Genomic DNA, 23,913 nt, shown 5'->3' with positions numbered 1-23,913 from the left:
AGAAAAAAAACCGGTTTACCTCAGCCCACCTTTATTATATAACATCATGGCCCCGGCAAAAGGGGGAGTACGGGAAAGGACCGGTGCTATACTTAAAAGATGGAAAGGCCGATACCTAAAAGAAAGTTCGGGAGGACAGGGGCCGAGGTCACCGTGCTCGGGCTCGGCGGAGAAGGGGTCCTAAGGACCTTCGGGAAGGAGAAGGAGGCGGACGCGCTCATAAACGCCGCCCTGGACCTGGGCATAAACTACATGGAATCGGCCAGGGCCTACTCGGGAAGCGAGTCCTACTTCGGCCTTTCGCTCCGGGAACGGCGGGACAAGGTATTTCTGGCGAGCAAGTCGCACGCGAGAGACAAGAAAGGCGCGCTCGATCACCTCGGCGAGACGCTCCGGAACATGAAGACCGACTACCTCGACCTCTGGTATATCCACGATGTAAGGACCCCGGACGAGGTGAGCCGGATACTCGCCCCCGGCGGCGCGCTCGAAGCCTTTATCGAGGCCAGGGACAAGGGGCTCGTGAAATACATAGGCGTAACAGGCCACCAGGACCCTGCGGTAATAAAGTCCTGCCTCGAAGCGTTCGATTTCGACGCCGTTCTTATCCCGGTAAACCCGGCTGAGCCGTTCTATAAGTGCTTCGTGGATGAGATAGCGCCAATCGCGAGCGCAAAGGACACCGCCATAGCCGGGATGAAGGTCTACATGAAAGGCCTCTTCCAGGCCCCCAAGAGGCTCCTTTTGAGCTACGCCCTCACGCAGCCCATCTCAACGGCCGTCGTCGGCTGCGATAATACCGACCACCTCACCGAGAACGCCGAGGCCGCAAGCACATTCCAGCCTTTGAAGCTAAAGGAAGCCCGCCGCTTCTCCCAGATGATCGAACCCTACGCAAGACAGCTCATGTACTATAAGCCCTGATAGGCCCGTTGAGAAACCTTGAGAGGACCTTTTTATAAAAAGGTCCTCTCAAACTCTCTCCAAAAATTTTTAATTCTTCCTGAGAGGACCCCTATTAGGGGTCCTCTCAGGAACTAAAAGTCTTTGAAGGGGGTATGGGGGGAACTTTCTACAGAAAGTTCCCCCCAAGTCTCTCTGCGGCCTTTCAGGGTAATAGCGCGTCCACGAGGAGGAGTTCCGAATCTTCGAGGGCTTTTATGAGCAGCTCTTTTTCGTCTTCTGTCCTGGCCGCGCCGAGCGCTTCCACCTCGTTGCCGTTTACCGCTACAGGCCCGCCTTCCACGACATAGAGGTATCCGCCCCTTCCGGCGCCAAGGCCGTAGGTCAGGCTTTTTCCCTTTTCGAGGAAGGAGGCAAGGACATTCGCGTCGGAGCTTATGCGTAGCGCACCGCTATCGTCGGGTGAGACGAGCTTAAGAAGCCTGTTGGTCCGCTCGCGCCTCTCGACCGGTTTCTGCTCGACTGAGGGCTTGAGTCCCTTTCTTGAGGGGTGGAACCACATCTGGATAAAGCGCATGGGCTCGTCGGGACTGTTGTTTATCTCGGAGTGCAGCATGCCGCTTCCGACGGTCGTATGCTGCACCCAGCCCTTTTTCAGGACCCCGCCCTTGCCGCTCTCGTCCGCGTGGAGGAACTCGCCTCCGGCGCAGTATGTTACGACCTCTATTTCGCGATGTGGGTGCAGGGGCCAGGTTGCGCCGGGCGAGAGGGTGTCGTCGTTAAAGACCCAGAGCGCGCCGAAGCCCGGGTTTTCAGGGTCGCGGTATCCCCCGAACGGGAAATGCCAGCGTCCGGTGAAGGTGCCGTCCTGGATGGTTCCCCTGGCCTGGTAGATATCTTCCGGGTGCCTTACCGCGATCATGGCGCGGATTGAATGGAACTCAAGCCGCCTTGCCCCTGGCAGGGAGCCCGGAGAGGGCCTTGAGCGCCTTGTCGAAATCGACATTGCTGGTGGCTTCGGGCACGATCTCGACGTAAGCGATGTTGTCCCGTGAATCGACTATGAAGACCGAGCGGCCGAGTATCCGGAGGCCTTTCATGAGGACGCCGTAGTTGTTGCCGAAAGAGGAGTACCTGTAGTCTGAGAGCGCCACGGCGTTCTTTATGCCAGCGGTCCCGCAGAACTTCTTGAGGGTGAACGGCAGGTCCATGGTCACGTTGAGGACGGCAATGTCCTTCCCGAGCGAGGCCGCCTTTTCGTTAAAGGTCCTGAGCTGCGCGTCGCATACGCTTGTTTCGACCGACATGGCTACGCTTATGAGCTTTGTCTTGCCCTGGAAGTCGTTGAGGGTGACCTCGTTCATGTCGTTATTTACGAGTATGAAGTCCGGGGCCTTGTCACCGGCCTTGAGCTCCGGGCCGATAAGCGTAACCGGCTTTCCTGAGAGCGTTATCCTGGCTTCTCTTTCCATGGCTACCTCACTTTCGGTATGTTTGGAAGGATACGAACTCGTCGAGCTCGCGCCTGAATGCCCGCGGAAGTAGGCTCCCGCCGGGCTTGAGAGTCCCTACGGCTATGAGCATGGGGATTATCATGTCCTCTGGTATTTTGAATTCCCTTTTTATGCAGGCCTCGTCGATGCCGTCCATCGGATGGCTTTCAAGGCCCATGCCCTTTGCGGCTATCATCAGGGTCATGGCGAAGAGGGATGCGTTTTTTGCGGCGAATAACTTTCGCGTGAGGCTGTCCCTGGCTCCGTACAGGCTCTTTATCATGTCCGCGTACGCGCCCCGCATTTCGGCCCTCATGTACCCGAGCGCCTGCCAGCTTTCAAGGACCCTGTCCATGTTCTCCTCTACGCCGGAAGGGTCCGCTACGATTATCAAGACGGCGGGGGCCTCTTCCACCTTCTGCTGGTTCATGGCGCAGGCCCTGAGGGTCTTTTTCCTTTCCGGGTCCGTGACCACGACCACCCTCCACGGCTGTAGGTCGAATGAGGACGGCGCGAGGTTAGAGAGGCTGAGGAGTTCCCTGACGGTGCTCTCTGCAAGTTCCTTTGACGGGTCGAAGAAGTTGATGGAGCGCCTTTCCTTGATGGCCTGTATCGTATCCATCCTGCCCTCCTTATGGCCCTGGCGGGCCTACCTAAAGGTTATCAGATTACGGAAGGCTGTCAATCGGACGGCGGCGAACCGAAGAGACGCGCTTTTTGCCCTTGCCGCTGGTATCGCTGGTATAATAATGAATCAGGGCTTAACGCCAGCCGGGCGCGGAAAGGGGCGGCCATGAGGGGCAAGGTTCCCGGGATATGCATGATGATGGCGGCGGCATTTGCCGTGCTCATGAACGGGTGCGCGGCCGTGCCCGTTGCGCCGCTTCTGCCGGCCGCGCTCCCGGCGGTCCTGGCCGGCGCGGGCGGCGGCATCTCGTACACGCTCACGAACATCGCCTACAGGACTATAACGAGCCCCATAGAGGAGGTCGAGCGCGCAACCCTCGAAGCCTCGAGATGGATGGCCCTCAAGGTCATAAGGCGCGAAAGGAAACACAACATGACGGAGATAACGGCAACGACGAGGGTGCATACCATTTATATTACCCTTGAAAGGCTCACCCCGACCTTGACAAGGATGTCCGTGAATGCTAAGAGAGGGTTCGTGTTCAAGGACAAGAATACGGCCTTCGAGATAATATACCAGGCCGAAATAGCTCTAATGGGCTTTGCCAGGGGAAATGAATTCCAGGTCCAGCCCGGTTCTGGTCCCCCGTCATGATACCTATCAGGGACGACATACCATCGAGGACTTACCCGTACGTTACCGTCTCGCTCCTTATCCTGAACGTGGCGGTCTTCATCTACCAGCTTACCCTCGACGTAAACGGGCTCGAACGTTTCATATACGCGACCGCCGCCATACCCGCCGAGTTAACGAGCATGGCCGAGGTAAGGCCCGTAGACGTCCTCCCGGTAGAGCTAACCCTTCTTACGGCCATGTTCGTCCACGGAGGGCTCCTCCACCTCGGAGGGAACATGCTATTCCTCTGGATATTCGGCGACAACGTCGAGGACAGGTTCGGCCATTTCAGGTTCCTTTTCTTCTATCTCTCGGCCGGCATTGCCGCGAGCATGGTCCACATCCTCATCGAGCCGGGGTCGATCGTGCCCATGGTAGGCGCGAGCGGCGCCATAGCCGGGGTCCTGGGCGCTTATTTCATGCTGTTCCCGAGAGCGCAGGTGCAGACCCTCGTAATCCTTCCGCTCTTCATAAGCATGGCTAGGCTCCCGGCCGTGGCGTTCCTGGGCTTCTGGTTCCTTTTTCAAATATTGAGCTCGGGCCTGTCCGCAGGGGCGGGTGTCGCCTGGTTCGCACACATAGGCGGCTTCGTTGCCGGGGCCGCTGTAGCGCTCATGTACAAGGCGTTCCGGCGGGTCAGATACCAGTAAGGAGGCCGAATGTTCCATATCTCCGACCCGGAGGACATAAGGAGCGGAAGGGTAACTGATATATACTTCGCGAGGACGCTTGAGATACTGAAGGCGAAGGGCGTCGACAAGCGCGTAAGGGCCGAGTTCTTTGCGAAAAAGCTCCCGGACCTGTACGGGTGGGGCGTGCTCGCCGGGGTGGAGGAAGTGGCGCACCTCATGAAAGGGAAAAAAGTGAACCTGAGGTGCATGCGGGAGGGAGAAGTATTCCTCCCCTGGGAGCCTGTAATGGAAATAGAGGGGAGATACCAGGAGTTCTGCGTCTTCGAGACCGCGCTCCTGGGGCTTATCTGCCAGGCTACGGGAGTGGCCACGAAATCCGCTCGCATAAGGATAGCGGCGGGCGAGAGGACCATCGTGAGCTTCGGCGCCCGGAGGATGCACCCGGCCGTAGCGCCCATGATAGAGAGGGCCGCTTACGTCGGCGGCTGCGACGGGGTTGCCGTCATCGTGAGCGCCGAGCTCCTGGATATGGACCCGATGGGCACCATGCCGCACTCGCTCATACTCGTCCTCGGGGACACGGTCGAGGCAGTTAAGGCCTTTGATGAGGTTGTGGACCCGAAGGTAAAGAGGGTGGCGCTGGTCGATACCTTCAACGACGAGAAGTTCGAGTCTATCCGGTGTGCCGAGGGCATGGGCGGGCGCCTCCATGCCGTCCGCCTGGATACGCCCGCATCGAGGCGCGGCGATTTCTTGAGGATTTGCGAAGAGGTGAGGTGGGAACTTGACCTCCGCGGCTTTAAAGACGTCCGCATATTCGTCTCGGGCGGATTGGACGAGGATGAGGTCTCAAATCTTAAGCCGCTCGTCGACGCCTTCGGGGTCGGGACCGCCATAAGCAATGCCCCTGTGGTGGACTTCGCCATGGACATAATGGAGATCGACGGGGAGCCTGCCGCCAAAAGGGGCAAGTGGTCGGGCGCCAAGGAAGTCGGGAGGTGCATTGCATGCGGAAGGAGGGCGGTATTCCCGCTTGGCGAGCAGGCAAAATGCGCGTGCGGGGGCGAGTTCGAGATGCTCCTTAAGCCGTTTCTGAGGGAAGGGGAAGTGACGGAGGAGCTTCCGAAGCCTGCCGCGATAAGGGAGAGGGTCCTTGAGCGGATAAACGGACTTAGCCTCTGATCTCTGCCCGAATGCTATTGAAAACACGGTGTTCTTAATATAAGATACTGAAAAAGAACGGGATTTCAGCGGTGAGTTGCATTTCCGGAGAAAGGAGCCCCATGCCGCCCAAAACTAAAAAGCCCCGGATACGGGTGATACTCTTCCCTACAGACTTCTCGGGGGCCTCGATACACGCCGCGGGATACGCCCTTTCGCTCGCAGAGAAATACAGAGCCAGGCTCCGGGTGGTCCACGTAATGGAGACGAGCCGCGAGGCAAGGGGCTTCTACCTCCCGCACCTTCCATTCGAAAAGCTCGACGAGGAAATGAGGGCGAGCGCCAGGGACATGCTCAGGAAATTCGTGGAGACGAGGTTCAAGGGGTTCCCGGACGTCGAGACCGACCTCCTCGAAGGCGAGCCCTACAAGGAAATACTCAAGCAGGTGAAGGCTGTCGACCCGGACATCGTGGTCATGGGCACCTTCGGCAAGGCGCGCGTGGACAGGGTCATATTCGGGAGCACCACCGAGCGCGTGATGAGGAAATCGCCGTGCCCGGTGCTCGTGGTGCCGCCGCCGAGGTAATGGGATGTTCGGGATAGGCATAGGCGAACTGATACTGGTCCTCATCGCGGCCTTGATAGCCCTCGGCCCGGAAAAGCTCCCGGCCATGGCAAAGACGCTCGGGAAGGCGTATACCGAGTTCATGAAGGCCGGTGAAGAGGTCAAGAAGAGCTTCAGGGAGGCTGCCGCAGAAACCCGCGTAAAAGGGCCGGAAAAGGCACAGGCCCCGGAGCCAGGTATCAAGCCCGTGCCGGGGAAGGATAAGGAAGAGGCATGACGCCGGAAGACGGGAGGATGTCGTTTACCGAGCACCTCGGGGAGCTCAGGCGCAGGCTCATCTATTCGGTTGCGGCCGTCGCGGCCGGTTTCCTCGCCTGCTATTACTTTTCCGAGAGGCTCTACTGGTTTCTGGCCTCGCCGCTTATCCGAGCCCTTCCCGAGGGGCAGGACTTCATGGTCTTTACGGGGGTAGTGGAGCCGTTCTTCATATATCTCAAAGTCGCGCTCCTTGGAGGGATCATAACCGCGAGCCCGGTCGTCCTTTATCAGACCTGGGCCTTTATCGCGCCGGGGCTGTACAGGAGCGAGAGGCGCTGGTTTATTTTCACGGTCTTCTTTTCGGTCGTCCTTTTTGCCGGGGGCGCGGCCTTCGCCTTCGGGGTCGTCTTCCCGTTCGGGTTCAAGTACCTCCTTAGCTACTCTACCGAGGGCCTGAAGCCCTTTCTCTCCATGGGTCAGTACTTCTCGATAGCCACGAGGCTCCTCGTGGCATTCGGGCTCGTATTCCAGCTCCCGCTCGCCATACTAGTACTTTCAAGGCTCGGGTTGGTCTCTGCCCGCCAGCTCGTGGGCTGGTGGAGATACGCGCTCGTGCTCATATTGATCGCCTCGGCGGTAATAACCCCCACCCCCGACATATTCAACCAGATGCTCATGGCAGGGCCTCTCGCGGTCCTCTATGGCATCGGCATAATCGTGGCATGGCTTTTCGGGAAAAAGAAGGAGGCAGAAGCTCAGCCGGATGGTGCGGAAGGAGAGTGAAAAAAAACTCCCGCAAGCAAATAAAAAAGCCCTTCGGACGAAGGGCTTTTTTATTGTGTTGCAGATTCGATCAGGGGCCTCGGGCAATCAGTAGCCGGAAGGGTGTATCTTTACGATATTAGAGGCCTGCATCCCCTTTTCGCCCTGCACTAGGTCGAATTCGAAGATCATGTCCCTGCTCGGGAGGAGGTTTATCTCGGTCCCCGGGGCGAAGCCCGACTCGTGAGCGAAAGCGGTGCCATAGGGCGAATCGGCCCTCCTGGTGTCCGTTATCCAGAGGCCTGGGCCTATCTTGGATAAGTACCTCATGAAGCCGAAGTTCTTGGAGCGGTTGTAGGTGTAACAGATGCCCCTTACCCGGGAGCCGACGTCGCCCCAGTTTTTCCTGGTTTCCGAGTCCTGTATGGGAAGCAAATTGGGGATTAGATAGCCCGACATGAAAAGGTCCACCTCCCTCCGGAGGTTGGATGAGACGTTCTGGAAGGCGACCGCCTCCACCCTGCAGCCCCTGTTCTGCAGCGCACGGACGACCTGGATGAAGTCGCCGTCGCCGGTCGCCATCATGACCTTGTCGAGGTTCTCGGATTGAAGGAGCGCGTCAACGGCCATGTCGAGGTCGGCGTTGGCCTTGCCGAAGCGGTTCCCGGCCTCGTCCGTGTACCACGCTACCGTCTTCTCTATTACCTTGTAGCCGTAGTCTCTTAATGTCGAATGAAAGTTGAAGGTCCGTTCCCTGTAGTCGGAGTCGGTCCTTGCACGCTCTTCGTCATAGGCTACATAGGCGTTGAGCCTTATTGGCTCGCCGTTGTCCCTGCACGCGAAGTCACGGAGCACGTCGAACCGCATGCCGTAGCCGCCGTTACGGGTGATGTTGGCGACGTCTATATAGAGCCCTATCCTTTGCGCCTTCTTGCTGTTCACGGGAGAGTCCTTTTTAGCAGCCTTTTATGATTCAGCTTAAATGTCCAGGTTCGAGACCTCTAAGGCGTGTTTCTCGATGAATTCCCTCCTGGGCTCGACGATATCGCCCATGAGCTTGGTGAAGATCGCGTCCGCCTCTACGGCGTCCTCAACCTTTACCTGGAGGAGCGCCCTCTTTTCCGGGTCCATGGTGGTCTCCCAGAGTTGTCCGGGGTTCATCTCTCCAAGTCCTTTGTATCTCTGTATTGAGAGGCCCTTCTTGCCGAGCTCTATCACGTGCTCAACGAGGCCCCTGAAGGTGAGGATCTCGGTGTCGTCTTCGCCGTTCGTGACAGTGAAGGGCGGCTCCCCCGCTTCCTTGAGCGCCTTCGCAAGGGACTTAAGCTCCTGTATCTCGGCTGAGTGGAAGAGGTTCCTGTCGATGACGGTCTCGGTAGAGACCCCGTTACGCCTGGAGACGCACCTTATCGTGTACGATTCGTGCTCAGGGTCCTTCTCGTGCTTGAACGAGGGAAGGTTCTCAAGCGAGAGGGATTTGAGATATGCGCTCACGCCCTCTATTATCTTCTTGGCCTGAGCCTCGCTTTTGAGCGAATCCGGTCCTATGCCGTCGTTAAGGACGAGCGCCTCTATAATTTCGGAGTCCCTGCCCCTCCTCTCGATGCGGGCAAGCGACCTCCGCCACCTGGAGATGCTCTTAAGCATCGCGAGTAGGTTTTTCCCCTGGACCGGGGCCTTCCTGCCCTTGGGGACGATGGATATCCCGTCCTGGGCCTGCTCGAATATGAACTCCTCGAGCGCGGAATCATCCTTCAAATACCGCTCTTCCTTGCCGCGCTTCACCTTGAAAAGGGGCGGCTCGGCTATGTAGAGGTGCCCGTTTTCGGCAAGCGACCTCATCTGGCGGTAGAAGAAGGTAAGTAGGAGCGTCCTTATGTGGCTCCCGTCCACGTCCGCGTCGGTCATGATGATTATGCGGTGATAGCGTAGCTTGTCGGGCTTGAAGTCGTCGTTGCCGATGCCGCAGCCCAGGGCCATGACCATGGTCCGTATCTCTTCGTTCGAGAGGACCTTGTCGAAGCGGGCCTTCTCGACGTTCAATATCTTGCCCTTAAGGGGGAGTATTGCCTGGAAGCGCCTGTCGCGGCCCTGTTTGGCCGAGCCGCCCGCTGAGTCGCCCTCGACTATGAATAGCTCCGAGAGGGCGGGGTTCGTCTCCTGGCAGTCTGCGAGCTTCCCGGGAAGGCTCGTAGAATCGAGAGCGCCCTTCCGCCTTATTATCTCTTTTGCCCTCCTGGCCGCCTCCCTGGCCCTGGCGCCCTCGACCGCCTTGCATATTATCTTTTTCCCGACCGTGGGGTTCTCCTCCAGGAACGTGGCCAGTACCTCGTTGACTATCATCTTTACATAGCCTTCGACCTCGGAGTTCCCGAGCTTGGTCTTAGTCTGCCCCTCGAACTGGGGGTTGGGGAGCTTGACGCTTATTACCGCGGTGAGCCCTTCCCTCACGTCCTCGCCCTGGAGCGATTCCTTTATGTCCTTGGTGAGGCCGCGGTCCGATGCGTAGCTGTTTATGGTACGGGTGAGCGCGGACTTGAAGCCCGCCAGGTGCGTGCCGCCCTCGGTGGTGTTAATGTTGTTGGCGTAGGAATAAATGGTCTCGTTGTAGGAGTCGGTCCACTGGAGGGCCATCTCCATCTGGACGGACTCCTTCTCGCCCGACATGTAGATGACTTTGTTGTGTATTGGGTTCTTGGACTTGGCGAGGTGCTCGACGAAGCTCACGATGCCGCCCTTGTACTGGAACTCGTGGAACTTCTCCGACCTCTCGTCCTTTATGGTTATCCTTATGCCGGCGTTGAGGAACGAAAGCTCCCGGAGCCTCTGGGAGAGGGTGTCGAAGCTGAACTCGGTAGTCTCGAATATCTGGGCGTCGGGCTTGAAGGTTATCTGGGTGCCGGTCTTCTTTGTCTTCCCCTCGACGGCAAGCGGTTTTATGGGCTTTCCGCGCTCGTACCTCTGGGTGAATACCTGGCCGTCCCTCTTTATCTCCACCTCGAGCCACTCGGAGAGGAAATTGACGACCGTAACGCCCACGCCGTGGAGGCCGCCCGAGACCTTGTACGCCTTGTTCTCGAACTTTCCGCCCGCGTGGAGCTCCGTAAGGACTACCTCGACTGTGGGCTTCTTCTTCTCGGGGTGCATCTTTACGGGTATGCCCCTTCCGTCGTCGATGACCGTTACGGAGCAGTCCTCGTGTATCACCACGTCGATGTTCTTGCAGTGGCCGGCGAGCGCCTCGTCGACGGAGTTGTCCACTACCTCGTAGACGAGGTGGTGGAGGCCCATGGCGCCGGTCGAGCCTATGTACATGGCGGGCCGCTTCCTTACGGCCTCGAGCCCCCCGAGCACCTTAATGGATTTCTCGTCGTATGCCGCGTTCGGGGATGGGTTTTCGATTTCGTCGGTCCGGTCTTTTTTCAATGACTCTCTTCCTTTCTTCCGACATTCGGTCTAAAGCCCGGGAGTATAATCAAGGGCGGAAATTCAAACCCTGATTTTACCACGGAAAGGGGCTTTTTTTCCAGAAAAAAGAGGGGGCGCTCCGTGCTGGACAGGCTGGAAAACAAGTGAAAAATACAGGGAATTTCAGGAAAAAACTGGGGTGGACGAGGGGATTCGAACCCCCAACCCCCGGAGTCACAGTCCAGTGCTCTAACCGTTGAGCCACGTCCACCATGGATACTGCTGATAAAAGGAAGGTTATCTAAAATTTTTAACACAAGGGGCCGGTGGTGTCAATACAAATGCTGGATATTGCGCGGGCTGATTCGGTTTTGATTTGGAGCTTTTTAATAGTATATTGTCCGCTGTGAAATATGGGCGCGTAAAAAGGCTCATAGCCTCCATGGAAAAGGGGGCGGTAGTGCTTACGGCGAACTCGAGGCTTTCGAGGCATCTCCGGGCCGCCTTCGACCGCGAGATGGCCGAAAGGGGGCTCCTTTGCTGGCCCACGCCGGAGGTGCTGCCGTTTTCATCCTGGACAGCCTCTTTCTGGGAAGAGCGCGGGGAAGGGCCGGTTTTGGGCAGCGCGGCCTCGCTTGCGCTCTGGGAGAGGTCCATTTCCGCTTCCGGCCCAGGAAACGGGAATCTCGGGTCGGCGGTCGTCAGGAAGTCCTATGAGGCATACGGGTTTGTAAACGAGTACGGAATAACGCTCCCGGAGGAGATATACCTTACCGAGGAGGCGAAGGCCCTAAAAAGGTGGGCCGCCGCATATGAAAATGAGCTTAAAAGACTCGGCTTCCTCGACCCGTCCTCCATACCCGTAAGGGTAGCGGGTCTTATCAGGAAAGGCGGGCACGCGCTCCCGGCCGAGGTCATAATCGCCGGTTTCGACGAGATGAGCCCTGCGGATTCCGGGCTCGTATTTGCCCTCAAGGCCGTAGGGACCAGGGTTTCTTTCTGGCCGGGCGAGGACGACTCCGCGCCAGGGGAGGTCAGGGTAAGGGCTTACGAGAGCGAGGACGAGGAAGCCGAGCAGGCGGCCAGGTGGGCCAGGGAGGTCTTGAAGCCGGGCATGAGGCTGGGCTTCATAGTGCCGGGGCTTGGAAGGTACAGGGAGGCTATTCTGAAGGAGTTCTCCTCAGAGCTTTCGCCGGCGTCCGTCCTTCCCTGGGCAGGGGAAAGGGAGGCCTTCAACATCTCGCTCGGCGAGCCGCTTGACCGCGAACTACTCGTAAGGTCCGCCCTCGACATTCTTCTTATAGGCGAGAAAGAAACGGCGCTCGATTCCATAAGCGGGGTGCTCAGGTCTCCTTATTTCACGGGCGGAGACTCGGTTGCGTGCGCGAGGCTCGACTATGCCCTGAGGAACGAGAACAGGGGCGCTGTAAATATCGAAGAGCTTGAGGCATTGGCTAGGCGCTTCGGGGCCGTCCATCTCGAAAAAAGGGCTGATGCGTGGATAAAATGGCTTAAGTCTTCGCGTCGTAAGGACCTCCCATCAGGCTGGGCCAGGTCTTTTACCGACCTCTTGAGGAAAACCGGGTGGCTATCTGGCATCAAGCTTTCAAGCCGCGAGTTCCAGGCCCACAAGGCCTGGAACTCCGTACTCGAAAAACTTTCAAGCCTCGACGACATACTCGGTCGAATCACAAGGGCCGAAGCCGCCCAAAGGCTCGCTGCCCTTGCCGCGGACACGATACACCAGCCCGAGACCCCGGAGTGCAATATCCAGGTGCTGGGCCTCCTCGAATCCTCGGGCATGTCCTTTGACAGGGCCTGGATAATGGGCTGCCACGAGCACGTGCTGCCCGGGGAGCCTTCTCCAAACCCCTTCATACCGGTCTGGGTCCAGCGGGAACACCGGCTCCCGCGCTCTTCGAGCGAAAGGGAGCTGTCGTTTGCGAAGGCCGCGGTTGAAAGGCTTGTCCGCTCGGCTCCTTTCATCGAAGTAAGCTATCCGATCTTTTCCGATGAAAAGGAGCGGAGGGTGAGCCCTTTCTTCAGCTCCTTCCCGCTGACGGATTTCAAGATGGATTGTTCGTCGAAGCTCGAAGACCATGTGGCAGGGGGGCTTTGTGGAAGGCTCGAAGACGCGCCCGCCTACGAGCCTCTCCCGGTCTCCGAAGAGGAGAAGGCGCTCATACGGGGCGGCACGCAGATATTGAAGAACCAGTCCCTCTGCCCTTTCAGGGCCTTTGCCATCCACAGGCTCGGGGCAAAGGCGATGCCCGAGGTGGAGCCGGGCCTTAAGCCTGAGGCAAGAGGAAGGGTTATTCACGCGGCGCTCAAGCTCTTCTGGGAAAAGGTGGAGGGCTCGGAGCGCCTAAAGGAGCTTAAGGAGGAAGGCGGCCTCGAGGCCTATATCGAGGCCATAGCAGACGAGGCCATGAAGGAGGCGAGCGTCCAGCTCCCGTTCAGTACCCGCTTCCTCGAGCTTGAGAGGAAAAGGCTAATATCGCTCCTCAGGGGATGGATTGAGGTAGAGCTCAAGCGTGAAGGCCGGTTCAGGGTAAAGGCAATCGAGGCCGAGAGGACCATGGAGATAGGCGGCCTGACCTTCCGGGGCAGGGTTGACAGGATAGACGAGCTTTCAGACGGAAGCGAGCTGGTAATCGACTATAAAAGCGGCAATGTCTCCCGCTATGACTGGCTGACCGAAAGGCCGAAGGAACCGCAGCTCCTTATCTATAGCGCCGAAGGGAACTTCTCGGGTGTCTCCTTTGCAAGGCTCGTCCCGGGCGAATTGAGGTTCGTAGGTATTTCCAAATACGAGGGGCTTCCGGGCATAAAGCCGTACGAGACCGACGCCTTTTTCAGAAAAAAGGCAGGAAAGGACTGGGAAGGGCTCATTGAGTTCTGGAAGGCCGCTCTCGAAGGGCTCGCAAGGGATTTCATGGCAGGGGCCGCCCAAATCGATCCGAACGGCGGCACTGCCGGGAACGAGAGCGCGTGCCTCTACTGCGAGCTTCCTGCTTTCTGCAGGGTAGCCGAGCTTCTGCCCGTTGTACTCGAGGAAGGGGAAAATGAGCGTAACGACGACCAATAGCGATATGCTCGCAAGGGAACGTGCCCTCGACACATCCGCATCTTTCGCGGTGCAGGCGCCTGCGGGGTCCGGGAAGACCGAGCTCCTCATGCAGCGGTTCCTCGCGCTCCTCTCGCAGGTGGATAAGCCTGAGCGGATACTCGCCCTCACCTTTACACGGAAGGCCGCCGGGGAGATGCACTCGCGCATAATAGGGGCCATAAGGAAGGCCTCTGAAGGGTGCGAGTCCGAAAAGCCCCATGAAATGAAGACGCTCGGGCTCGCGGCATCAGCGCTTCGGCGGGACAGGGAACTGGGCTGGGACCTCCTTCTGAACCCCGGGAGGCTCAAGGTGCAGACCATCGACTCGTTCTCGTCGACTGTCGCCAGGCAGATGCCGCTCCTTTCCGGGCTCGGGGACTACTCCGTAACCGATGAGCCGGAAGAGCTATATTCCACGGCCGCTGAGCGGACGATAGCCCTTGTCGAGGACGAAGGGCCTGAGGGCGACTCTGTAAGGAGCGCGCTCGACCACCTGGACAACTCCGTAAGGGCGCTTTCGATAAGGCTCGTATTGATGCTCGGGAAGCGCGACCAGTGGCTCCGGCATCTCGAACGGGACGCTACTTACGAGGGGATGAGGGCGCTACTCGAAGGCTCGCTCAAAAGGCTCGTCGAGGAAGAGCTGCGGGAGATAGCGGCAGAGTTCCCGGAAGAGCTCGAAGGCGCGCTTCTCCGCTCAGCGAGGCATGCGGCAAAGAACATCTTAAATGAAAAGAGCGCTATCCCGGCCCTGTCCGGTCTCGAAAGGCTCCCCGGTCCGGGAGCGGAAGACCTCCCGCTCTGGAAGGGCATACAGGAACTCCTGCTTACAGGGAAAAACGAATGGAGAAAGCCGGCAGGCGTGAACGCGAAGCTCGGCTTCCCCAACGGCGACAATTCTTCAGCGGCCATGAAAAAGGAGTTCCAGGAGCTTCTCGAGTCCCTTTCGGGGAACGGGATGCTTGAAAGGGCGCTCGGAAGGGTAGGGGCCCTTCCGGACCCCCGGTTCCCGGAGGAGGAAAGGGAGACGCTATTCGCGCTCATGCGCCTTCTCCCGGTCGCGGAAAGGGAGCTCAACAGGGTCTTTGCCGAGGCCGGGAAGGCCGACTTCCAGGCCGTTGCGCTTTCGGCGCTAAAGTCGCTCGGCTCTGAAGACGAACCGACTGACCTCATGCTCGCGCTGGACTTGAAGGTCCAGCACATACTCGTAGACGAATACCAGGACACCTCGCAAACGCAGCTATCGCTCCTAGAGGCCCTTACGAGGGGATGGACCGAAGGTGACGGCAGGACCCTTTTCGTGGTCGGCGACCCCATGCAGTCCATCTACCTTTTCAGGGAGGCCCAGGTTGGCCTCTTCCTCAGAGCAAGGAAGGAAGGCATAGGCCCGGCAAAGCTCATCCCCCTGACGCTTTCCAGTAACTTCAGATCGTCCGAGCGCATAGTCGAATGGGTGAACCGGACGCTTGGCCCGGCTTTTCCGGAGGCAGAGGACTTCTTTACAGGCGCCGTCACATACGCGCCGTCCGAAGCGGCAAAGGGGGCCGTTCCCGAGAGCACTGTAGAGCTAACGCTCCTGCGTGAAAGGGACGACGAGCTTGAGGCCGAACACGTCCTTTCCATCGTAAAGAAGCTCCCGGAGAATGAATCCGCCGCGATACTCTGCAGGTCGAGGACCCACGTGGATAGTATTGTTGAGGCGCTAAAGGATAACGGGGTCCCTTTCAGGGGCAGGGACATAGACCCGCTCTCAGAAAGGCCGGTTATACGGGATTTGATGGCGCTCCTCAAGGCCCTCGACCACCCCTTCGACAGGGTGGCGTGGCTTGCGAGTCTCCGAGCCCCCTGGTGCGGGCTTACCCTTTCAGACCTCCACTCGCTTTGCGTCGGAGACGCCTTTTCGCCGGTCCGGGAGCTTGCATCGGATGAAAAAAGGCTGATTTCCCTTTCGGAGGACGGCAGGCAAAGGCTAACGAGATTCGTTGAAAGGACGGGGAAGGCACTTTCGCTCTGGGGCAGGAGGCCGCCTTCCGAGGTGCTCCGCGGGCTCTGGATAAGCCTTGGCGGGCCGGGCTTTGCAGGGGATGAGGGCGCTATGAACGACGCCCGGGAGTTTTTCAAGCTCTTAAGGTCAGCCGAGGGGCCGGGCCGCGTATCTATCAGCGAGCTCGAGAGGAAGGTGGAAGCACTCTATTCCGGCGGCGGAAGCCAGGACGCCGCTTTGGAGATAATGACCGTGCACAAGGCAAAGGGCCTCGAATTCGACAATGTCATAATCCCGGGGCTCGGGAAGGGTCCGAGGAACGAGGACAGGGGGCTCCTCATATGGCTCGAAAAGGATAAAGACCTCCTCCTTGCGCCGGCCCCAGGCAAGGGGAAGGAAGGGTCAGGCATATACGAGTATTTATCCGGCATACTGAAGGAGAAGCGCGAGCTGGAGGAGATGCGCCTCCTTTACGTTGCCGCCACAAGGGCACGCAACTCGCTCCATCTCATAGGCCACGTCAAGGAGGGCGAGGACGGGGAAATGACTGCTGTCCCTAAATCTTTCCTGTCGAAGATATCCCACGCGATCGGCGAAGGCAGGTTTATCGAAAGGAAGGAGGACGGCCCATCTCCCGGAGCCGCCCCAATGCGGGTGAGGAAAAGGCTACCCCTCTCGTGGGAGTTACCTGAAACCGCCCCCGCAGTGCCGGTTGACAGCATGGAAAAGCTCATCGAACAGACCGAGCCAGAGTTCTATTGGGCAGGGGAGGCCATACGCCACATGGGAACGGTCGTTCACAGGTACCTTTGCCGGATAGCCAGGGAAGGGCTAGTTGAGTGGGGGAGGGGGCGGATAGAAAGGGAGGAGCCGCGCCTTAAGGCCATGCTACGCTCCCTCGGCCTCGGGGCCAGGGAGGCCGGGGAAGCCGCGAAGGAGGGCGTAAGGACCCTGCTAAAGGCGGTTTCCGACCCCAGGGGACGCTGGATACTCTCGAAAAGGGACGGGGCAGGCACCGAGCTCCCGGTCACCGCGGTGCTTGAAGGCGGCATAGCGCACATGGTCATAGACCGGACATTCGTGGACGAAGACGGCACGCTCTGGGTAATAGACTACAAGACCGGATCGCACGAGGGCGGCTCGTTGGAGGAGTTTTTCCATAACGAGCGCGAAAGGTACAGGCCGCAGCTCGAAAGGTACGCGCGGGCGCTACGCAAGGGCGGGGAGAAAAGAGAGATAAAAAAGGGGCTCTATTATCCGGCCCATGCGGAATTCATGGAGGTAAAATAAAAAAGGCGCCTCTGGACCCAGAAGCGCCTTTTGAGTCGTCCTTGATATTCTCAGCAGTTCACGACCACCTGCTGGTGCTTAAGCTCCTCTGCCCTCAAGTATGAGCCGAGCGATTTGTCCATGTTCCCTATGTGGTTCATGAACCAGTCGATTATTCGCCTTTGCACCTTGAGTACGAGGGAGAGCCTGGCCCCGGTCTCGAATTCGGCCCTCAATGCCGTTATCTCCTCGAGTAGTTTTCTGTGTTCCGCCGCATGGGCCCTTTTGCCTGAGTAGCCTATACGCTCCATGGCGGCTTCCTCGGCCTGGAAGTGCCTTCCGAGATAGTTCTCCATGAACTCGTAAAGCTCATCGACCTCTTCCCGCCCGCGCCCGTGTTCCATTGCCGCCACAAGCTTGGCGAACCTGGCGAAAAGCTCCCTGTGCTGCTTCTCCTGCCACCAGACTCCCGTAGATAGCTGCTCTTTCCACCTGACCATCATGATATCTGCCTCCTTCCGAATCTGGCGTTGAAGATGGAGCCGGCCCAAAATGGCCTCAAGACCTTATCGGATGTCCTGGATACCGCCTTTAGGAAAAAAGGAGGATTTGGCATCTCTTCTGCAAGTGCTTGAATTAAAAGAATAAATCCTGTAAAGGCAGGCCGGGCGCCCGGCCCCTTCCGCTTGACAAAACTTAAGGGTACATAGTACCCTCTCTATGCCGGACGAACCCCAAACACTCGGGCCAAATATTCCGGCCAAATATTCCGGTCAGATATGCTCCTTAAGAGATGGATCCCCATCCTTGCGCTCCTTATAGCGCTCTCGGCGACTTTCCTGGTATGGCGCGAGCTTTCAGTCTCCGAGAGGGCCGGCCTCGCCCACCATACCGCATTGAAAGCCACGGCAGTAAAAGAAACAATAAGGGACGAAATGGGCCTCAAGGTGCAGGCCCTTACCGAGCTTGTCCGGAGATGGGAGGCAGGGGCCGGGGCCGAGATAAAATGGCAGGAATGGGAAGAGCTCCTGAGCGCGGAGCGTAATCAGGGACTCAAGGCGGTGGTCCTTACCCGCTTCGGCGGGGAGCCGGTCTTCAGGGCCGGGGAGGCCGGCCTGAAGGCAGTCGAGGCCGTGGGCGCCCATGCGGAAGGGGTAAGCGGGGAAGGCGGTCCGGCCCTGTCCGGGCCGGTCGAGTTCGAGAATGGGAGGAAAGGTTTCGTAGTCTCGATTCCTGTACGCGGCGACGGTGCTTCAGCCGGGGCGCTCTCGGCCGTTTTCGATTCCCAGGACCTGTTCGGAGCGATATTGGCCGGTAAAAGAGGCGAGCTCACCGGCCACTCCGTCGCGGTCTTGAACGGCGCCACGGTACTCTTCGCGGACAGCGGGGACATCGAGAGCGAATGGGTTGAAAGCCTTGACCTCAATATCCTGAACGCCGCCTGGACAGTAAGGGTGCGGCCCGGAGAGGACGTCGTCTCTTCCAGTATTTCCGTCATACCGTCGGTCGTCCTCGGCATGGGCTCCCTCGTATCAGTCTTCCTTGCCTCCCTTGTATATTTCGCCCAGTCCGCCCGGATAAAGGGAAAGAGCCTTGAAGTGGCCAATGAGATGCTCCGGGCCGAAATAGAGGAGAGGTCGGCGGCCGAGGAGGAGCTACGGAGGAGCGATGAGAAGTTCAGGGGGCTGGTCGAGACGTCGAGCGACCTGGTATGGGAGGCGGACGAGGACCTCCGTTATACTTACGTAAGCCCGAAGGTCAGGGACATGCTCGGATACGAGGCAGAAGAGGTGCTGGGCAAGACCCCCTGGGATTTCATGGAACCAGATGAGGCCGAAAGGGTGAGGGCCGAGTTCTCAAGGGTGGCGGCGGCAAGGAGCCCGTTGGGCCTCTTCGAGAACGTAAACATCAGAAAGGACGGGGCCCGCGTTGTGGTCGAGACGAGCGCGGCGCCGGTCTTCTCTACGAACGGGGAGTTCTCGGGCTACAGGGGCGTGGACAGGGACGTAACCGGAAAGCGGCTCACCGAGGAGGACCTGAGGAAAAGCAGGGCGAGCCTTGCGACCGCGCAGATGATAGCGCATATAGGGAGCTGGGACTGGGATATGACAAGTGGCGAGATGTCCTGGTCGGACGAGATGTGCAGGGTCTTCGGGGCCCAACCCGGGGCTCTTCAGCCCTCCTATGACGCGTTTTTGGGCTTTGCGCACCCTGCGGACAGAGAGGCTGTTAGGAGGAGCATCGGCGAGTTGGTGAGGAACGGGACCGCCTATTCGATTGAGCACAGGATAGTCCTGCCCGACGGGAGCATGAGGGTCGTCCACGAACAGGGCGAGACCATCTTCGACGGGAAGGGGAGGGCCGCGCGGCTTGTCGGCACGGTGCAGGACATAACCGACAGGAAGAGGACCGAGGAGCAGCTGAGCCTCTACCGCGAGCACCTGAAGGAGCTTGTGGATGAGCGGACGGCCGAGCTCAAGGAAGTAAACCAGAGGCTCGCTTTCGAGGTGGAAATAAGGAAAAAGGCGGAAGAGGCCGTTACCCGCATGAACGAGGACCTGGAGGAGAGGGCCCGCGAGCTCGAGAGGGTGAATAAGGAGCTCGAGGCGTTCACATACTCGGCCTCTCACGACCTGCAGGAGCCGCTCCGGGTCATATCCGGCTACGTACAGCTCCTCTCCAGGAGATACAAGGGGAGGCTCGACGCCGAGGCCGACGAGTTCATCTCCTATGCCGTTGACGGGGTCGGGAGGATGCAGAGGCTCATAAACGACCTCCTTTCCTATTCCAGGGTTGGGAGGTTGAAGGCCCTGAAGCCCGTCGACTGCGAGGAGGCGCTCGGGAGCGCGGCCGCGAACTTGAAGGCCCTCCTCGACGAGAGCGGGGCCGCTTTGAGGCATGAGGGGCTTCCGACCATAGTGGCCGACTCGTCACAGATAGAGCAGCTCTTCATGAACCTCATATCCAACGCGGTGAAATACAGGAGCGCGGATACGCCCGTCATAACGGTAAAGGCCGCGCAGAACGGCCGGGAATGGCTCTTTTCCGTCAGGGATAACGGCATCGGCATAGACCCGAAATATTCGGAGAGGATATTCGAGCTCTTCCAGAGGCTCCACGGAAAGACAGAGTTCCAGGGGAGCGGCATCGGCCTTTCCATATGCAAGAAGGTAATCGAGAACCACGGCGGCAGGATATGGGTAGAATCCGTACCCGGGGAGGGCTCCACCTTCCATTTCACAATACCTCTCATGGAGGCGTCCGATGAATGAGGGCCTCCCTGGAAGGCCGATGGAAATACTCATGGTGGAGGACAATCCCTATGACATCCGGCTTACGATAGAGGCCTTCAGGGAAGCGAAGGTGTCCAATAAAATGCACCTGGCCGCGGACGGTGAGGAGGCTATCGAATTCCTGAGGAGGAAGGGAAAGCACCGGAACGCGCCGAGGCCGGATCTCATCCTGCTGGACCTGAACCTTCCGAAGATGAACGGCATGGAGGTGCTCTCCGAAATTAAAGCCGACCCGGATACAAGGCGCATACCCGTGGTGGTGCTCACGTCTTCGGCCGACGATAACGACGTCTCGGCCGCGTACGGGCTCCATACGAACGCATACATAACCAAGACGGCGGATGTGGACCGGTTCATAACGATAGCAAAAGCCGTCGAGGACTTCTGGTTTTCAATCGTGAAACTGCCGCAAGGGTGAGAGATGCAGAAGATAGAGATACTCCTTATAGAGGATAGCGACCCGGACGCGCGTCTCCTTAAAGAGATGCTCGCGGACTCGGGCTCAGGGGAGAGGTTCATCCTCACCAGGGCCTTAAGCCTCGCGGAGGCCATGGAAAGGCTCTCCGAACGGCAGCCGGACGTGGCGCTGATGGATTTGAACTTGCCGGACTCCTCGGGGCTCTCTACTTTCCTTGCGCTCCAGAGCGCATATCCGGCCCTCCCGGTAGTTCTCCTTACCGGCTTATCGGATGAGAACCTGGCGGCAAGGGCCGTGAGGGAGGGTGCGCAGGACTATCTCATAAAAGGCCAGGTCGAGCCAGGGAACATGGCCCGCTCCATAATATACGCTGTCGAGAGGAGCCTTTCGGAAAGGGCCGTACGGAGCGGAAAAAAGGGAGATACGCCTCCGCAAAGCCTCTGCCCCGAGATGGTAAGCGAAAGCGCCGCCATCGCTGAAGTCAAATCCCTTATAGCAATAATATCCAAGACATCGAGCACCTCGGTCCTCATTACCGGAGAGACAGGCACCGGGAAGGAGCTGGTGGCGAACGCCATACATTACTCGAGCAGCAGACGCGAAGGGCCCTTCATAAAGCTCAACTGCAGCGCCATACCCGACACCCTCATGGAGGCCGAGATGTTCGGCTACGAGAAGGGGGCCTTCACGGACGCGCGCCAGTCAAAGAAGGGGCTTTTCGAGCTGGCGGACGGAGGCACCATCTTCCTGGACGAGATAGGAGACATGGACTTGAGGCTCCAGCCCAAGCTCCTCCAGGTACTTGAGAACAGGACTTTCAGGAAGCTCGGCGGCGTGCAGGACCAGAGGGTTGACGTCCGAGTCATAGCCGCCACAAACCTGAACCTGGGCAACATGGTAAAGGAGAAGCGGTTCAGGGAAGACCTCTTTTACAGGCTGAACGTGATGGCCGTGAGCCTTCCTCCCCTGAGGGAGCGAAAAGAGGACATTGTTCCCATTGTAAGGCACTTCCTCAAAGAGAACGGCGCCGGTCCTGGCAACAGGCAGAAGAGGCTTAAAGACGGCGCGACAGACCTGCTCCTCGGGTATGACTGGCCCGGAAACATAAGGGAGCTTAAGAACGTGATCGAAAGGGCCCTTATATTGGCAGGCCAGGATGACATAGGCCCGGAGCACCTTAATATAAGCGCCCCGGCCCCGCACTATGCTGAAAACCCGCCGCTTGTGGAAGGCTATTCAAGCGAGATGACCCTCGAAGAGCTCGAAAAGGCCCACATCAGGACCGTCCTTGAAAGGACCGGTTGGAACATCACCCATGCATCAAGGACGCTCGGGGTCTCGAGGTTCACACTTCGGGAAAAGGCCAAAAAGTATGGGTTTAGCAAGGAGTAACTGCTGAGACCTACATGGTAACAAACTTACCATCTGGTAAATAATTTATCGGCTCTGCTGGTAAATTTCCTTCCATTTCCTTATCCAAAAAGAAGACCTGCCCGGATATCATTAGATTCCTTAACTTTTTTCCTCTGGCACGCTTGTTGCTTTTTATACCGGTGCGCAATGCACTTGAATCTGCAAAACTGCCAGACTGGCTTTACGCGGAGGCTCTCTTGAAGGCGCTCGTAGTCGATGATGAGGAGACGATGCTGGAGGTCTGCTCGGAGATCCTCGAGTCCGCGGGATTCGAAGTCAAACGGGCCCCGAGCGGAGAAGCGGCTCTAGGGCTCATTGGAGAGGGCAGGGGAGAGGACTGCGACCTCGTCCTCACTGACATGGACATGCCAGGCCTGCACGGCATGGATTTTTTCCGCAGGGCAGTCAGCCTGAACGGCGGCTTAAGGCAGAGGTTCCTTTTCATGACCGGGGGCGACAGGAAGGGGCTGGAGGCGGCAAGCGCCGCAAACGCCAATTTCATAGTGAAGCCTTTCAGGGTGAAAGACTTCCTCGCCTCCGTGGAGCGCGTCATTACGAACACCCGCGTAAGCGGCAGGACGGATGCGAGGCAGACGATGCACGGACGCGCCCTCTCGGTCTCGGCACAGGGCTTCAATATGAATGCCTTCTCGGAGGACATATCCAGGCGGGGAATGCGGATAAGGTATTCGGGGAAGATGCTCGAACCCGGCTCGACCATGGAACTGGCCCTAACGGGCTTCTGCCTGAATCTCGTAAAGCAGGCAGAGGTGGTCTGGTCCCGAAAGAAAGGTAATGGCGGGTTTTCATCCGGGCTCCTGTTCACGATGCCGCTGCCTGATTCTGCGATAGTGGAACTTGTATTGGAGGGGCAGTACAGTTACGAAGGAGGGTTGAGATGAGACAGACGGTAAGGACCAGGAGGTCAGGCGGGGCGGCCAGGCCCTTTTATAGCGAAACGGGCCAGTCATGGCCCATGCCTTTTACTGAAGAGCCGTCCAAAAAAGGGGCAGGCGCGGCCGGGGCCGGAGGCGAGGGGAACGGGGCCGGATACGCCCCGGCCGACTCCATAAACATCTACTTCAGGGAGATAAAGAGGTTCAAGCTCCTATCGGCCGAGGAGGAGAGGGAGCTTGCGAGGAGGATTTCCAGGGGGGACGCGGAGGCCAGGAGGAAGATGATAGAGGCGAACCTCCGGCTCGTGGTCAACATAGCAAAGAAATACGTAAACAGGGGGCTTCAGCTCCAGGACCTCATCGACGAGGGTAACATAGGCCTTATAAAAGCGGCAGAGCGCTTCAAGGCATCCATAGGCTGCAGGTTCTCGACGTACGCGACCTACTGGATAAAGCAGACTATCGAGAGGGCGCTCGCAAACAAAGGCAGCATGATAAGGCTCCCCATACACATCGTGACCGACATCTCGAAGATGGAGAGGGCGGCGAGGGAGTTCAGGGTCCGCTCGAACAGGGACCCGAGCGCGTCCGAGCTCTCGGACAAGACCGGCCTTTCCGGGCGATATGTGAAGAGGCTCGAGGTGATAAAGAAACGCACGGTATCGCTTGAGTCCCAGTGCCCGGACGAATCGGACTGCAACCTGCTCGATAGCCTTGAGGACGAGGGCGCACCGGCCCCGGTCGAGCTCATAGAGGAGTCGAGGAGGGCCGAAAGGGTAGCGGGCTGGCTGAGCCTGCTGGACGAGAACGAGAAGAAGATAATCAGCTTGAGATTCGGCATAGGCGACTACGCCCCCAAGACGCTCGAGGTCATAGGCCGGAGGTTCGGGGTCACCAGGGAACGCGTAAGGCAGATAGAAGAGAAGGCGCTCATAAAGCTGAGGGCGATAGCGAAGGAGCACGCGGGCTGCCCGTCTGACCTGCTTTAGGGCCGGGCCGGCAGCCGGAACAGGCCTTTTTTGGAGAAAGGACCTCGGAAAAAATA

Annotated in this window: 20 protein-coding genes and 1 tRNA gene; 14 read left to right on the top strand and 7 right to left on the bottom strand. The window is 58.5% G+C overall.

Going from position 1 to position 23,913, the window contains the following annotated elements; genetic code table 11:
• Positions 1-99 precede the first annotated feature (99 nt).
• The gene (locus K8I01_03975; protein ID MBZ0219574.1) at positions 100-924 is read left to right on the top strand and encodes an aldo/keto reductase; all 825 of its coding nucleotides are present in this window, start codon (positions 100-102) and stop codon (positions 922-924) included.
• 184 nt (positions 925-1,108) lie between these two features.
• Here the strand turns inward: K8I01_03975 and K8I01_03970 are convergent, their stop codons facing one another.
• From K8I01_03970 to K8I01_03960, 3 genes are read right to left on the bottom strand one after another with little or no spacing between them, the layout of a single operon-like run.
• Positions 1,109-1,825: a pirin family protein gene (locus tag K8I01_03970; protein MBZ0219573.1), complete on the bottom strand. Its 717-nt coding sequence runs from the start codon at positions 1,823-1,825 to the stop codon at positions 1,109-1,111.
• A gap of 19 nt (positions 1,826-1,844) precedes the next feature.
• A complete protein-coding gene (gene tpx, locus K8I01_03965; protein ID MBZ0219572.1) occupies positions 1,845-2,375 on the bottom strand; it encodes a thiol peroxidase in 531 nt (176 codons plus the stop codon).
• Positions 2,376-2,382: 7 nt separating this feature from the next.
• The gene (locus K8I01_03960) at positions 2,383-3,018 is read right to left on the bottom strand and encodes a nitroreductase family protein (protein MBZ0219571.1); all 636 of its coding nucleotides are present in this window, start codon (positions 3,016-3,018) and stop codon (positions 2,383-2,385) included.
• A gap of 171 nt (positions 3,019-3,189) precedes the next feature.
• Here K8I01_03960 and K8I01_03955 point away from each other — a divergent pair, with 171 nt between their 5' ends.
• The 6 genes from K8I01_03955 to tatC all read left to right on the top strand — a co-directional run bounded on the left by K8I01_03955 (position 3,190) and on the right by tatC (position 7,099).
• On the top strand, positions 3,190-3,678 hold the full coding sequence (locus tag K8I01_03955) for a DUF3568 domain-containing protein (protein MBZ0219570.1): 489 nt from the start codon (positions 3,190-3,192) through the stop codon (positions 3,676-3,678).
• Complete coding sequence (locus tag K8I01_03950; GenBank protein ID MBZ0219569.1) at positions 3,675-4,349, top strand: rhomboid family intramembrane serine protease; 675 nt, start codon at positions 3,675-3,677, stop codon at positions 4,347-4,349. Before K8I01_03955 ends, K8I01_03950 begins: the two co-directional genes overlap by 4 nt.
• 9 nt (positions 4,350-4,358) lie before the next feature.
• Positions 4,359-5,513 carry a nicotinate phosphoribosyltransferase gene (locus K8I01_03945; GenBank protein ID MBZ0219568.1) on the top strand — a complete coding sequence of 385 codons (1,155 nt, stop codon included), beginning with the start codon at positions 4,359-4,361 and terminating at the stop codon, positions 5,511-5,513.
• A 101-nt stretch (positions 5,514-5,614) separates the two neighbouring features.
• Positions 5,615-6,079, top strand: a complete 465-nt coding sequence (locus K8I01_03940) for a universal stress protein (GenBank protein MBZ0219567.1) — start codon at positions 5,615-5,617, stop codon at positions 6,077-6,079.
• Positions 6,080-6,083: 4 nt separating this feature from the next.
• Entirely contained in the window at positions 6,084-6,335 is a 252-nt protein-coding gene (locus K8I01_03935) for a twin-arginine translocase TatA/TatE family subunit (protein MBZ0219566.1), read from the top strand.
• Entirely contained in the window at positions 6,332-7,099 is a 768-nt protein-coding gene (gene tatC, locus K8I01_03930) for a twin-arginine translocase subunit TatC (protein ID MBZ0219565.1), read from the top strand. Before K8I01_03935 ends, tatC begins: the two co-directional genes overlap by 4 nt.
• Positions 7,100-7,186: 87 nt before the next feature.
• Here the strand turns inward: tatC and K8I01_03925 are convergent, their stop codons facing one another.
• The 3 genes from K8I01_03925 to K8I01_03915 form a co-directional block, all read right to left on the bottom strand.
• A complete protein-coding gene (locus K8I01_03925) occupies positions 7,187-8,020 on the bottom strand; it encodes an NYN domain-containing protein (protein MBZ0219564.1) in 834 nt (277 codons plus the stop codon).
• 36 nt (positions 8,021-8,056) lie between these two features.
• Entirely contained in the window at positions 8,057-10,480 is a 2,424-nt protein-coding gene (gene gyrB / locus K8I01_03920; GenBank protein MBZ0219563.1) for a DNA topoisomerase (ATP-hydrolyzing) subunit B, read from the bottom strand.
• A 201-nt stretch (positions 10,481-10,681) separates the two neighbouring features.
• Positions 10,682-10,757 (bottom strand) — tRNA-His (locus K8I01_03915).
• Between the two features lie 126 nt (positions 10,758-10,883).
• Here K8I01_03915 and K8I01_03910 point away from each other — a divergent pair.
• Positions 10,884-13,574 carry a PD-(D/E)XK nuclease family protein gene (locus tag K8I01_03910; GenBank protein ID MBZ0219562.1) on the top strand — a complete coding sequence of 897 codons (2,691 nt, stop codon included), beginning with the start codon at positions 10,884-10,886 and terminating at the stop codon, positions 13,572-13,574.
• Positions 13,552-16,869 (top strand): UvrD-helicase domain-containing protein, encoded by a 3,318-nt coding sequence (locus K8I01_03905; protein ID MBZ0219561.1) that lies wholly within the window; start codon positions 13,552-13,554, stop codon positions 16,867-16,869. Before K8I01_03910 ends, K8I01_03905 begins: the two co-directional genes overlap by 23 nt.
• A 50-nt stretch (positions 16,870-16,919) precedes the next feature.
• On the opposite strand, the gene K8I01_03900 is transcribed toward K8I01_03905, so the two are convergent.
• A complete protein-coding gene (locus K8I01_03900; GenBank protein MBZ0219560.1) occupies positions 16,920-17,351 on the bottom strand; it encodes a bacteriohemerythrin in 432 nt (143 codons plus the stop codon).
• A gap of 276 nt (positions 17,352-17,627) precedes the next feature.
• Here K8I01_03900 and K8I01_03895 point away from each other — a divergent pair, with 276 nt between their 5' ends.
• From K8I01_03895 to K8I01_03875, 5 genes are all read left to right on the top strand, one after another.
• Entirely contained in the window at positions 17,628-20,120 is a 2,493-nt protein-coding gene (locus K8I01_03895) for a PAS domain S-box protein (protein ID MBZ0219559.1), read from the top strand.
• A complete protein-coding gene (locus tag K8I01_03890; protein MBZ0219558.1) occupies positions 20,113-20,559 on the top strand; it encodes a response regulator in 447 nt (148 codons plus the stop codon). The genes K8I01_03895 and K8I01_03890 overlap by 8 nt, the downstream gene beginning before the upstream one ends.
• 3 nt (positions 20,560-20,562) lie before the next feature.
• Positions 20,563-21,951, top strand: a complete 1,389-nt coding sequence (locus K8I01_03885) for a sigma-54 dependent transcriptional regulator (GenBank protein ID MBZ0219557.1) — start codon at positions 20,563-20,565, stop codon at positions 21,949-21,951.
• Positions 21,952-22,169: 218 nt separating this feature from the next.
• Positions 22,170-22,874 (top strand): response regulator, encoded by a 705-nt coding sequence (locus K8I01_03880; protein MBZ0219556.1) that lies wholly within the window; start codon positions 22,170-22,172, stop codon positions 22,872-22,874.
• The gene (locus K8I01_03875; GenBank protein MBZ0219555.1) at positions 22,871-23,857 is read left to right on the top strand and encodes an RNA polymerase sigma factor RpoD/SigA; all 987 of its coding nucleotides are present in this window, start codon (positions 22,871-22,873) and stop codon (positions 23,855-23,857) included. Before K8I01_03880 ends, K8I01_03875 begins: the two co-directional genes overlap by 4 nt.
• The last annotated feature ends 56 nt before the right edge of the window (positions 23,858-23,913 follow it).

This window comes from Deltaproteobacteria bacterium, assembly GCA_019912665.1.
Taxonomy (GTDB): Bacteria; Desulfobacterota; GWC2-55-46; order GWC2-55-46; family GWC2-55-46; genus UBA5799.
The sequence above is the reverse complement of the archived record's forward strand: the minus strand, read 5'-3'. Positions and strand labels throughout refer to the sequence as shown.